Source organism: Archaeoglobus veneficus SNP6 (genome assembly GCF_000194625.1).
GTDB classification, from domain to species: Archaea; Halobacteriota; Archaeoglobi; order Archaeoglobales; family Archaeoglobaceae; genus Archaeoglobus_C; species Archaeoglobus_C veneficus.
In genome coordinates, this window is sequence record NC_015320.1 from 1 (window position 1) to 11,893 (window position 11,893).

At 45.5% G+C, this 11,893-nt stretch carries 11 protein-coding genes and 1 tRNA gene; 5 read left to right on the forward strand and 7 right to left on the reverse strand.

The genetic code is table 11. The features are described 5' to 3' along the window. Positions 1 to 29: 29 nt before the first annotated feature. Positions 30 to 5,138 (reverse strand): LAGLIDADG family homing endonuclease, encoded by a 5,109-nt coding sequence (locus ARCVE_RS11435; RefSeq protein WP_013682721.1) that lies wholly within the window; start codon positions 5,136 to 5,138, stop codon positions 30 to 32. A gap of 133 nt (positions 5,139 to 5,271) precedes the next feature. Here ARCVE_RS11435 and ARCVE_RS00010 point away from each other — a divergent pair, with 133 nt between their 5' ends. From ARCVE_RS00010 to ARCVE_RS00025, 4 genes are all read left to right on the forward strand, one after another. Beyond that, on the forward strand, positions 5,272 to 6,426 hold the full coding sequence (locus tag ARCVE_RS00010) for an ArsA family ATPase (protein ID WP_013682722.1): 1,155 nt from the start codon (positions 5,272 to 5,274) through the stop codon (positions 6,424 to 6,426). Positions 6,427 to 6,431: 5 nt separating this feature from the next. Then, positions 6,432 to 6,629, forward strand: coding sequence for a hypothetical protein (locus ARCVE_RS00015; RefSeq protein ID WP_013682723.1), 198 nt, complete (start codon positions 6,432 to 6,434; stop codon positions 6,627 to 6,629). 305 nt (positions 6,630 to 6,934) lie between these two features. Then, on the forward strand, positions 6,935 to 7,858 hold the full coding sequence (locus ARCVE_RS00020) for an MBL fold metallo-hydrolase RNA specificity domain-containing protein (RefSeq protein WP_013682724.1): 924 nt from the start codon (positions 6,935 to 6,937) through the stop codon (positions 7,856 to 7,858). A gap of 204 nt (positions 7,859 to 8,062) precedes the next feature. After that, a tRNA-Gly gene (locus ARCVE_RS00025) sits at positions 8,063 to 8,133 on the forward strand. Between the two features lie 223 nt (positions 8,134 to 8,356). Here ARCVE_RS00025 and ARCVE_RS00030 read toward each other — a convergent pair. The 6 genes from ARCVE_RS00030 to ARCVE_RS11750 form a co-directional block, all read right to left on the reverse strand. Then, entirely contained in the window at positions 8,357 to 8,704 is a 348-nt protein-coding gene (locus ARCVE_RS00030; protein ID WP_013682725.1) for a hypothetical protein, read from the reverse strand. Further along, entirely contained in the window at positions 8,701 to 8,979 is a 279-nt protein-coding gene (locus ARCVE_RS00035) for a hypothetical protein (RefSeq protein WP_013682726.1), read from the reverse strand. The genes ARCVE_RS00030 and ARCVE_RS00035 overlap by 4 nt, the downstream gene beginning before the upstream one ends. Continuing rightward, positions 8,980 to 9,381: a hypothetical protein gene (locus tag ARCVE_RS00040; RefSeq protein WP_013682727.1), complete on the reverse strand. Its 402-nt coding sequence runs from the start codon at positions 9,379 to 9,381 to the stop codon at positions 8,980 to 8,982. 449 nt (positions 9,382 to 9,830) lie between these two features. Then, positions 9,831 to 10,286 (reverse strand): hypothetical protein, encoded by a 456-nt coding sequence (locus ARCVE_RS00045; RefSeq protein ID WP_013682728.1) that lies wholly within the window; start codon positions 10,284 to 10,286, stop codon positions 9,831 to 9,833. 5 nt (positions 10,287 to 10,291) lie between these two features. Further along, positions 10,292 to 10,792: a hypothetical protein gene (locus tag ARCVE_RS00050; protein ID WP_013682729.1), complete on the reverse strand. Its 501-nt coding sequence runs from the start codon at positions 10,790 to 10,792 to the stop codon at positions 10,292 to 10,294. A 2-nt stretch (positions 10,793 to 10,794) separates the two neighbouring features. Further along, complete coding sequence (locus ARCVE_RS11750; RefSeq protein WP_198002006.1) at positions 10,795 to 10,962, reverse strand: ribbon-helix-helix protein, CopG family; 168 nt, start codon at positions 10,960 to 10,962, stop codon at positions 10,795 to 10,797. Between the two features lie 132 nt (positions 10,963 to 11,094). Between ARCVE_RS11750 and ARCVE_RS00055 the strand changes: the two genes are divergently transcribed. Continuing rightward, positions 11,095 to 11,775 (forward strand): hypothetical protein, encoded by a 681-nt coding sequence (locus tag ARCVE_RS00055; RefSeq protein ID WP_013682730.1) that lies wholly within the window; start codon positions 11,095 to 11,097, stop codon positions 11,773 to 11,775. The last annotated feature ends 118 nt before the right edge of the window (positions 11,776 to 11,893 follow it).

The window sequence follows — 11,893 nt, forward strand, 5'->3', positions numbered from 1 at the left end:
GCCAGCGAAGGAAGAAGATAAATGAGAGATCAATCCCTCCTCACAACCCGGTAGTATCCAATACGCGGGCTGTAGATGTCACCCCTCTCCTTCATCTTGCTCAGGATCTCTTTGGCTTTGTGGGGATTTATGCCCTCCTCTTCGGCCATCCTCAGAATTTCCTCTTCAGGAGCGCCCTTCTCATGCATCGACTCAAGTTCCTCAACGATCTTTCTTATGATCATGATTTTGTCTCTCTGACTCTTCGACGTGCCTGTGAACGCGTAGTCTATGTCTATCTCGCCTGTCTCCGGGTCGATGGCTATCTGCTCGAGACTCTTCCTGACTATCCTGATCACCCTCTCCACATCTTCAGCCGTTACGTAGTCGCTCAGTCTGAGCCTTGCAGAGGCTTCAGCAAGTCTTATCAGCGCCTCGAGCTGTCTTGCCGTTACAGGAACTGCTGAATTATCCTTTGCCTTCGAACGCAGCGATACGTAGAAATCAATTATTCTCTCCTTTGCCTCTTCAGTCAAAACGGGAAACACCGTGCGCTTCGAGTAAGCTATGTACTTTCGCAGCAGCTCGGGATCTATGGCTGGTGTTATTTCTTCTGCCTGCGCCTCAAGTTCCTCCTTCGTGTATTCCGTCGAAACTATGTTCTTCAGCTTCTCAAGCTTCTCACCCAGCTCGTGCGTCTTCAGAATGTGTTCTGCAAGCATTCTGTCTCGCACCTCGTCCGGATCATCCGTTAGTACAAATATGAGGTCAAAACGGGAAAGCAGCGTTGGCGAGAGATCAATCTGCTCTGCAATGGGGGCATAACGGTCGAACCTGCCGTACTTCGGATTTGCTGCTCCAAGCAGGGCACATCTCGCTCTCAGAACTGCGTTTATTCCTGCCTTTGCTACGCTAACAGTGTTGTGCAATACCAGCCCGTGGCTTATGAAAGTGTGTGTCGGCTCCACGGTAACATCGTATACCCAATCAGTTCTGTATTCACCCTCGTTGGGAACAATCTCGACTTCTTTTATTCTCAGCCATCTGAACTTTTCCATCGCTTTGACTTTCTCCAAGCTTTCTCTGACCTCGGAAATTACCTGTTTGATTCCTATTCTCAACTTCTGAAGTAAGGTCTTTCTTTTCTCTTCAGAATAACCTCCTCTCTCAGCGTAATCAATTGTGCTTCTCGTGACGCCTATCAGCTCTGCTACCCTCTGCTGGGAGTAGCCTAGCTTTTCTCGCAACTCTCTAAGAGATTGTGCATCTAAACTGCCCTCAACTTCCTCAATTCGCCTTTCAATTGCCTCTATATATCTCTCTACGATAATCCTGTTTACACCGTAGTTGCCAATCAAGTGCTCGTGGAAGTATCCATCATACTTCATCCCGAGCTTTTTCAGACAAGCCTTAATCAGTTCTCCAACGTATGGCGGTAAAACGTCGTGTTTCGTTAACGAAGTTAACGACCGTGAACGAAGTTCACGTTTTCTCAGGTTTCTTTTGCTCCTTTCGATGAGCCATTTTACTTTCTCGTTCTGTCCTTTAATCTCCTTAAGAACCATCTCAACAAACCTTTCAAGACAATCTCCTGTAATATACACCTTGTAGGAGTTTGTTGAACTATCAACTACTATCCTCGAATGGATGCCCAGAGTTAGGAGCAAATCCTGGTAGTCTTCTGCCAACCCCCTTGACGAGGTTCTGTAGCACAAAGCTTCGCTTTCAACGCTACCATCGCCCATAAATGCTGCTCTCAAAAAAGCAACTCTGGTATCCAAATCGGCAGACAAAATACTTGCCGGAATTCTCTTTCTCTTACTTTTTCTCATGAGTTCTGGGAAATTGATGTGCATGAACTCGTAAACGGGTTTTGAAACGAGCCTCAACGTCCTGTTCACACCCGTGTAGTCGATTGGTTCAACTCCAAAGGACTTTTGCATGGCTTCTTTCATTTCCAGTATGACTGCCGAGTTAGTATTGGACAACCCAACCTCCATAGATGATCCTGCGAAGCTGTAACCCTCGGATGCAAAGAAGCCTAAGAATGTAGCGAAGCATTCATCGACGCTATCTGGAAGGGTAACTTCTTTTCTACCTCTTGATACGTGTTTCTGTAACTCACTACGACCTTCAAACTCACAACTTATCACAGCTGGAGCAAAATCGCCTGCCTTAACCTTTGAAGCTTCAACGGTCGTTATCTTTCCATCTCTGAACACAAAGACCGGGTGTTCCGGAGTAACCAGAATTTCCCTCCCGTTGGAGTACTTTATCCTCACAAAGTAGTCCGGTGCTTTATGCCTGCTGACCCTATCTACTCTTGTCTTAAATACTCCGCCGAAGTCCGTCGTAAGTATCTCTATCCCCAAATCGTCGGTTCTCAGAATTTCGCAGTCAATGCCTTTTACTTTTCTTTCGGGGAATTTCTCGAAAAGCCTATCTACAAACTCACCAATCTTGTGTTTGGAGCCATCTGCAAGTGTTATCTCGAACGAGGGGTGGTAGCTCTGCTGCTCCATCGCCTCATGCAAAGCGCTTCTGTCTTCACTCCTCATCTTGTCAATCTCGTCAACAAGGGCTACTCCCTTATCAGCCAGCACTAAGGCTCCGGCTTCAAGCGTCCAGCGGCCATCGTATTCGTCGCGAGTTGCTGTGGCAGTCAAACCTGCAGTGGTTGTACCCTTACCTGTTGTGTATACGCTCCTTGGAGCAATACGGTGCACGTAGCGGAGTATCTGGCTGTTATGGACGAATATGTCGTTTGCTATGAAGTTGTGATGTTCCAAAACCTGTAGGTCGTAAACGTACGGATGTTCAGGCCTGTAGGTTGTAATCTCGACGACTTCGTCCCAAAATATGTCCGAGTCTGCAAGCAGTTCGAGAAACTTGACGTTGAACTCGGCCCGGACATCGTGCCCGTTCTCATCAACCCTCTTTCTGAACGCCTTAACAACTTTTGTAAGAGTGTCTCTCGAAGGCTTCCTATCTCCCCTCTCCAAGTGCTGGTATGTTGTGCGCTCCACACCACATTCTGATTGTGTAAGGCCAAGTAACCTCCTCGTCTCTCTAAGGAGCACCGAGAGGTCCGGCACGACATCTAAATTGGGATTTGTCTTTTTAGTCTGCCACACGCAGAGCGACCTCTTGCAATCCACCGTGAATCCTATTTCTCTGACGAACTTCAGAGCATTCTCTCCCGTAATTGTAAGCCTGAAATATGTTCTCATTTCCGGAGTTCGTGAGTTTGTCGCCCTGCTCTGAGTTTCATGTAGCTGAGAGATTATACCGAACCTCAGCAGAAGGTGCTGTATCTGTCTGAGAAGCTCCTGCGAAGCGGAAGTCACAGTGATTTTCGGCTTTTTTCTGTCCACGCTCGCTTCTGCATCGAAGAAAGCCGATAAAAATGCCCTAATCTCATCCCTACTGCACTTAAAGAGTAAATCGGGGACTCTCTTCTCCCTCGACTTGCCAACAATACCGAGGAGTTCAAAGAAGTTATAAAGTTCAACTCCCGGAACTATGACCTCTCTTGCACTCTTACCTTTATGTGGGTTTCTCACATTCGGATTCAAGCCGAGCTTCTTAGCATACATTAAAAACTCGCTGAGGAGCTTCTCGTCGTTGTTTGTGAAGAATACAGTCGCGCAGCCACTTTCCGATTTCTGAGCATATCCCTCGGCAATAAATAGCGCTATGAACCTCCAGAACTCTGGGGATGTCTTTTCCGGGAGCTTTAGCCTTACGGCGTTGTTTGATTTAGATTTCTCAAAAGAGTTTGGCAGTGGTTGTGGAGAGCCAAACACGGGAATCGTCCTTGGAGCTGCGATTAAGTCGCCCTTATTCAAGTCTTTAGCTCTGACAGTAACGAACCTACCGTTCTTTATCGTAAAGAAGGGATGAGTGGGCGTAACCCTGATCATTCTACCAGTTTTAGTCCTTATTTTATACATTGTCTCAGGAGCTTTCCTCTTCCAGACGATGTCTGCTCTACATATTCTTGATTTCAGAAAGCGAGAATCGAGCGAAATTATGTCGAGATTCGTCTCAGCATAAACTCCATCGTCTATCTTCCTGATTTTTCCGTTTCTCAACTCGCTGTTGACGAGATCCCCAATCTTTACAAGACTTCCATCTGAAAGCAGGACCTCCGTGTTGTAGTCAACACATTTGGCGACTCCAGGGTCTCCAACGAGCAGAACGTGAATATCTCCCCTGATTTCAGTTCCATCAGGCAATTTTTTCGGCACACCACCAAAGAGCTGCAGAGCTATGGCGAGCTTTATGTCCTCGTGACCGTAGATGGATGGAGCGATGGACGCCACAATCTTTTCGTATATCCTCGGATCTTCGCTCAGTTCGATTATGCGTTTTCTGTCTTCTTCGGTAATCTCGAACTCCTCGTATTCCTGCTGCAGAATCTCTATGGAGTTACCCTCAAGGTGTATGTCCATGTGCGCAAGTTTCCTTTGCCCTATTAGCCTCGGCTTCGCTCTCACGATTCCGTTAATGATGACCCTATCTCCTGGATTGACCCTGCCAGTCAAATCGCCCTCAAGCATCACGTCTATCTGCTGGGGTTGTTCTCCTCCCCTCAAATTCTCCGGATACTCCTGGATACGTATGCGCTGGCTGTCTATGGAAATGCTCTCCTCAGGCAGGAAAACAAACCTCTTACCTTTACATGCTCTGCATTCAAACGGCGGTTTGAGCTGAGCATCTTCCTGATCGACGTGAACAACCTTTCCGCAACTGCTGCACGCGAATGCTGCTCTTACTACCTTCGGTCTCACTTCCGTAACTTTTCTCACGATGCCTTCGATTGCAACGAACTTCGCAATGTGCTCACTCCTGAGATCTCTGATGAGAATTCTGCGGGAAAGAGGAAGGTTCGTGAAGCGAGCAACGCATCCTTCGAGGCTTACGTCGTGGATGTTTTCAGCAATTGCTAATCCTTCGTTCGCGTGCCTCATCACCACATCGGGCATGTCAAGTAGCTCTTCCGCGAGTCTGCCTTCTCTGAATATGGCCAGATCCTTCAGGAAGTTAACGTAAAGAGAGCGCGAGCCGTTAAGCTCAACGCTGTCTGCAAGCTTGTTTAGCTCGTCTCGGTAGTAAATTTCGAAAAATTCCTTCCAAGTTTCGGGGCTGCTGAGCATCAAGTTTGGGATGTGCGTAAGTCAAAAATCCTTTTGGGGTACAGCGAAAGTGCATCCTGTGGAGCATTTGTGGCCTTTTATTTAAAGGATATTTGGTCGATACTGTTTTTAACCTCACGAACAAGGTTCAACAATGGAACCGAGGATTATCCTTTTCACTGGCAAGGGCGGGGTTGGAAAGACGACAGTCGCGGCTGCTACAGCCATCAAGGCAGCAAAACTCGGCTACAAAACCCTCGTAATCTCAACTGACCCTGCTCATAGCCTTGCAGACTCCTTTGCGTGCACACTCAATCCCTACCCAACCAAAATCAACGAGAACCTGTACGGAATGGAGGTTAACGTAGAATACGAGCTGGAAAGACACTGGAATACGATAAAGGAGTATCTCACACTCTTCTTCAAGTCACAGGGCATAGAGGACGTCGTTGCAGAGGAACTTGCCATATTCCCCGGCTTCGACGAACTTGCGAGCCTGCTACACCTCCTCCGATTTTACGAGAAGAAAGAGTACGACGCAATAATCCTTGACTGTGCGCCAACGGGTGAGACATTGCGCTTGCTCAGCGTACCAGAGGTAGCAAAGTGGTACATGAACCGTTTCTTCGGCATAGAGAGAAAAGTTCTGAAACTTGTCAAGCCCATTGCCGAGCCGATTATAGACGTTCCGCTGCCCAGCGATGAAGTTCTGGACAAAATTCAGGAGCTTTACACTCGTATAAGCAAGCTCAAAGATATACTCGAAAGCGAGGCCACGACTGTTAGAATCGTCATGAATCCAGAAAGAATGGTCATAAGAGAGTCTGAGAGGGCGTTCACGTATCTGAACCTCTTCGGTTACCGCGTTGACTGCGTCGTGGTGAACAAGATATTCCCCAGACAGGCGGGTGAGTACTTCGCAAGGTGGCTGGAGATTCAGGAGAGCTACCTGAAAGAGATAGAAGAGAAGTTCCCGCTGCCGATACTCCGCATTCCCTTCAAGTCGACTGAGGTTTCGGGAGAACTGCTGAACGAGATCGCAGAGGAGCTCTATGGAGAAAGAGATCCCATCGAAGTATTCCACAGAGAGAAGCCCATGAGCGTTGAAAAGGAGGGCGAAGATTTCGTTCTCGCGATAAAGGCACCATTCGTTGAAAAAGAACAGCTCAAACTCTTCAAGAGAGGAGAAGAGCTCGTCGTCGTTGCGGGACAATGGAAGCGCATAATCTTCCTTCCACAAAGCCTCGCCATAAGGGAGCCGGTGGGAGCAAGCTTTAAGAACGGAGAACTCAGAATTAAGTTCAGGTGAGCGTTATGCCAAAAGAAGTTAAAATCAAAGTACCCACACCGGACGAGGTTGTACCTGAAGAGTTTAAAAAACACATGCTGAACGCCTACAGGGAGCTTTTGCTCGCTTTCAAGAGTCTCGTTGACGAGCACGTCAAAAAGGTTGAAGAAATGCAGAAACGCAGCGAGGGCAAGAAGGAGATACAGAAGATAGAGATAGAGTAGTGTATAATTGCCTCAATACACGTATGTCAGCTTCGTTTTATTTGTAGCTTCGCTTCTCAGTTCGTAGAATGCCCTTTTTACTTCCACCTTACATGCAGAGTCTGACCTCAATAAGAACCCTCCTAACTGCAGGAGGGCTCAGCAGTCTTGAAAGCAGGGCGCTCAGCAGTAACTTAACCGAAGTTTAACCGAAGAGCCTATATATGGATAGAGTGTTCTACACAGCATGAAAAAGATGCGGGAGAAGTGCAAGGACTGCATGATCTGCTTCAGGAAAAAGGAGAAGTAAGAGTAGAGGCGAATGTATGCACTCTCTCGATTTTGCCGAATTCTTCGGCTTTTTTCCGTACAGGCGCTTAAGGGGCAGAGGGGTGAGTCCACATTTCTCCATGAGAATTGGTGATGTCGATTTTCACATTGATTCCTCAAAAGGAGACGACTTCAACCTGATTACGCACGCCCACTCCGACCATCACGGCCAGAAAAATATGGATAACCCCAATGCAGTTGCCAGTCACGAAACGGCAGCCATCCTATCAGCTTCAACGGGCAAAGCGTTCTCTGGCCGGACTTTCAGCGTTGGCAAAACCCTCAGGTTTGGTGAAGTAAAGGTCAAAACTTACCACACAGGGCACATGCACGGCTCTACGGCTTTCTATTTTGATAATGGTGTTCTCGTAACTGGGGACGTAAAGGATTACAGAGGGTTGCCGAAGTGCAGTGTGCTCATCGCAGAGGCAACGTATGGCAGTCCAGAGCACATATTCGAAGATGAAGTTGAAAGGCTCGTGGAGGAGGCGCCAAATTCCGTTCTTGGCGCGTATCCCGTAGGGAAGGCTCAGAGAGTTGCAGAAATCCTGACCAATGCAGGATACAGTGTTGCAGCGTGCAACAAAATCTCGAGGATATGCATGTGTCTGGGCATTGAAGTGGATGCGGACGACGGTGAAGTATTTCTCGTCCCTCCGAGAGAACTTCCGTACGTCCGGAGGAGTGGAAGGAGGTACGTGCTCACAGCACAGAACTTCTACAGCTTTCCCCGCATAGTTCTGAGCGATCATCTGGATTACGAGGGCATTCTCCGCATGGTTGAACACTGCAATCCTGAGCACGTGATATTCTACCACGGAAATCCCTCAGAGTGCCTGATTCAGGAGCTGGAATCTATGGGATACGAGGTCACACTTCTCCACGAGCTTGAGAAAGTGAAAGTAAGGCGGAAAAGCTAAGTCCTATAAGTGTAACATAGAAACATGACATCCACGGGAAACTCCTCTTTCCTGACTACATTGCCTTCGCACTGCTCGCAGCAGTTTCAGCTTTTCTGCTTGCAATCACGTTATATGGCCTCCTCAGCCTTATCAGAGTTACACAGCATGCACCGAAATGGATATATTTAGAGGTCAGCAATACTACATCGAACAGCTCATCAAGCGGTCGTAGTCTAGCGGTAGGACACGGGCCTCCCGAGCCCGTTGCCCGGGTTCGAATCCCGGCGGCCGCATCAATGTCTATTTCTTTTTCCAGCGTCAAGCCGTATTTCAGCAAAAGCAGTTCTCTGCAGCGCTGAATTATCGCTTGTTCTAAGAGTTCGCTCATGTTCAGCTCAAAACGCTCTACGAGTTCTCTTAAGTCTTTGCGTATGGTAAGGTGTACGTCGACTTTTGCCATATCCACGGGCGTTATTGTTCGTAACATGTTCGTTTCGCTTTTCACAGCACCCTCGCTCATGCGCCCGTCACCTCCACGGGTTCGTCGACGACTTCGTCGAGAATATCTCGTGCGACTGGATCGAGCTCTTCAAGCTTCTTTTTGATCAATTCGTAGAGTATCGGATTCAATATGTCTGCTGAGATCGTTATGAAGTATTTCCTCGCAAAACTAAGTAGCAGATCTTTTGTTTCACAGTTTGCAGCGCTACACTTGTTTAAAAGATCTATTACGAAATAAAGAACGTAACGTACGTGCTTTTTCTCACTCTCAATCAGCAGCGGGAGATCTTCGTAGTTGTAAATGTTGTATAGTTCTCTATGCCTTAAATTATTCCATTGGTAGTTTTTATATGAGTAGCTCACTCTATCACCTCTGAATTAGAAAATAACTCTCTGAACGCTTTCAGTGCAGAGGCTTCTTCAAGCTCTTTCTTTTGCTCGATATACTCCTGAATTTCCTTCGCGAGCTTTCTCGCTTGTTTGAGAGTCATCACGACTGGAACTATACCTCCCTGAGGAGTTATTACGTCGAACTGAATGTATTCACCGACTTGCTGCGAAATCCGTGGTTTTCCGAAGACTTTGTACTTGTGTTTTTGCTCTACGAAAACACACTCTACTCCTTCAACAACCCTCATCTACTGAACCACCCCTTTTATCTCCAAGACCTCGTCGACAAATGCGTGTTCATCCAACAACTCTATGAGTTGTTCTCGTGCAATACTTTTCTCCCTCAATGCTCTCATCAATCGTACTCTGAGCTTTTTGAGAGGGTGCCTTGTCGTCATTTTAAGCACTGCAATGAAATGATATCCATCTGAAGCCGGTGTAAACTCCACGAGCTTCCAATGCCTGTTCTTGCACCATTCGCGCTGTATTCTCGCAAGATCATTGTAGTGTAGCCCGCCTATCTCTACTGTGTCATTCAGTAGCATTGAAAAATCGCTGTCGGCGGGCTCGTCGAAAAGCCCGCCTTCGTCTACGAAATCTTCGAGAAAGCTCTGTTTTGCTGTTTTTTCGCTCTTTTCTCCACCCAGCACGATTGTTTTTCCATCTTCTGCCCTTATAACAACCTCCTTACCCGTTTTCTCACCCCTAATTCAGTTTTTTAAGGAGATTGAACAGTTTCTCGTAACCTGCAATCAGAAAGAGCTCGTTGTTGTTTTTGTAAATCCATACCCTCTGCAGCGAATTTCTGTATACTTGCTTTATCAGCTCAATGAGTGACTTTTCTGCGTCTGCGTTTGTAGAAACACTTATGCACGAAACTGCTAAGTTATTCCAACCCCCCTTGCTGTTCTGCAGCTGTTCTATCAGCTTTTCAACCTCTATTTTCTCACCTCCTTTCCGGGGCGCCCCCGCGCCCCCTTGCCCGCTCCAGGGCAGCTTGAACCACCCTGGAGTCGGGGGGGTTGGGGGTGAGTTGTCTCGAAAGAGCTAACAGGAAAGTCTGCTCGTATCATCGCAGGAGCGTGAAAATATCATAAAATCAAATAACACTTAAAACCAAGTCTGTATCGAGCTTCATCAAGTCGTCGCGGTGCTTTTTGTAGTAGTCTTTAAAATACAGATCAAAGTACGCCTTTCTAAGGTCTCCGAGATCTCCTGCAACTATAAGCTCCCCGTAGATCTGTAAATCGATGTATTTGACGTAGAGTGGTGTTCTTTCGAGCTTGTAGAGCTCGTAGTAGTCGTTTTTTGCATCGCTGAAAAGCACTGTATAGTCACTACCAAATACTCTTGCAATCCTTAGCGCTGGAACCGCTTCAAAAGCTGGAAGAAGCCTTCTACCATTTTTTCTTAGCTTTTTCTCTTCTGTCATGTTCACGATCCTCTTTTCGATTTCTACCAAGTAGTCAATGTCGTAAATTGCTATCTTTGAACCTCTAAATTCTCCCAAAGCCTTTCTAAGAGTATTTTCAATAGAACACCGCTCGCACTTCACTGCAATCACCTGTGAATCATCGCAACTACACCCGCATCGAGATACTCACTGAGCTCTGGAAGAACTGCTAGTACTTTCTTCTTTGCTGTGATAATGTCATAACCATAATCTCTTGCAAACACTGACAACACTTTCAACACTATTTTTCTCTCACGCCTTATTCCACTGAATCTCTCTAAAATTGTCTTCCTTTCTTCTTCTGAGACTGTAAGAATTCTTTTGTTCCCTATTTCCTCGAGCTGCCTCTCAAGCTCTGACTTTCTTTCTTCGAGTTTTAGTCTCTCAAGTTCTAATTCTTCGAGTCTCTTTTTAACTTCACTGAGCTCCATCCTTACCCTGATCTCTAGTCTCTCTGGATCCATGTTTTTTAGAAGATCTTGTTCAATCAAAGAACGAATGTATTCTGTAGGACTTCCATGTACATCTTCGATTAATCTCTTCCAAGACACTGGTACTCTGATTCCTATGTTCACTGTTGGCTCTCCGAATTTTAGTTCTCTGGGCATAGTCACCCATTCATCAATGGGCAGTTGCTGCACTTTTTGCTGTGTTTATAGCAGTTGTACGCTGTATCAATTAAATCTCTAAGCAACTCAGACCTATTCTTTCGCAACCTCTTCTGCAACACCTCGAGCCTTTCGAGGTGCACAGGGTACAACGATACCTCTACAGGCACCCTTATACTACCACCTCCTGTACGTACATAACTTAATATCAGTTAAGTTATTTAAACTTTTTCTTGTCTAAGTATGTATAAGTGCACCAAACTTTGCAAAATAATATATATTGCTACTTAGTATGTCATGTTATGTTAGGTGAACCTGAACTAAACGAACCGAAGCAAAAAATTATTTTCTATATTTGTGTCTTTAGAAAACACACTTATTTCAACGATATGCAAAAACACATAAATATATCACAACCTGCACTCGCAAAACACCTAAACAGCCTTAGAGGAAAATATATCGAGATAAGAGGTGAAACTGGAGATTTCAAAAAGAAAGAATACGATCTCACTCAGCTCGGCGAGTCTGTTTGCGCCGCTTTAAAACATCCAATTATACATTTCTTTAAATTGAATAAAATATTTTTGGATAATTATTTTGATGAAGAAAGAAAAAAATATCTGATAGGTGAATATCTGTTAGAATATACCAATGAGGATGGCTTTTACGCGCTCGGTGAAGCTATAACGCTCTTTAAATTCTGCGAGAAGTTATTCCGTGGCGCAGAATTTGTCGTTGGAAAACACCTCAAAGATGTGATTGCTGAATTACTCAAGATAATTAATTCCAACGAGGATGTAATAGTTAAAATTATAAAGATTGCCATATATGAGAAAGAATATGAAGAGCGTCGCAAAAAATACAGCCACTTCTTTTCAATTTTAGAAGCACTTTCAACACATAGTATATACTATCCTGTGATTCTAAAGTTGAGAAATATGAGCAAAGAAGACCTTGAAAATTTATTAGAGTATATTAGTTGAAATCTACACTCTTTTTTGTTTAACAAAATCAATTCGTTTAACAGAACCTAATAGAAGATATTATTATAGCGATTTCGTTTGACAAACACTATTACGTTTGACAAACGAAATAACGTAC

Bases quoted from the DNA above. Each gene is read 5' to 3' on its own strand.
- ARCVE_RS11435 (WP_013682721.1), bottom strand. From the start codon at position 5,138: ATGCTCAGCAGCCCCGAAACTTGGAAGGAATTTTTCGAAATTTACTAC.
- ARCVE_RS00010 (WP_013682722.1), top strand. From the start codon at position 5,272: ATGGAACCGAGGATTATCCTTTTCACTGGCAAGGGCGGGGTTGGAAAG.
- ARCVE_RS00015 (WP_013682723.1), top strand. From the start codon at position 6,432: ATGCCAAAAGAAGTTAAAATCAAAGTACCCACACCGGACGAGGTTGTA.
- ARCVE_RS00020 (WP_013682724.1), top strand. From the start codon at position 6,935: ATGCACTCTCTCGATTTTGCCGAATTCTTCGGCTTTTTTCCGTACAGG.
- ARCVE_RS00035 (WP_013682726.1), bottom strand. From the start codon at position 8,979: ATGAGGGTTGTTGAAGGAGTAGAGTGTGTTTTCGTAGAGCAAAAACAC.
- ARCVE_RS00050 (WP_013682729.1), bottom strand. From the start codon at position 10,792: ATGCCCAGAGAACTAAAATTCGGAGAGCCAACAGTGAACATAGGAATC.
- ARCVE_RS00055 (WP_013682730.1), top strand. From the start codon at position 11,095: ATGTTAGGTGAACCTGAACTAAACGAACCGAAGCAAAAAATTATTTTC.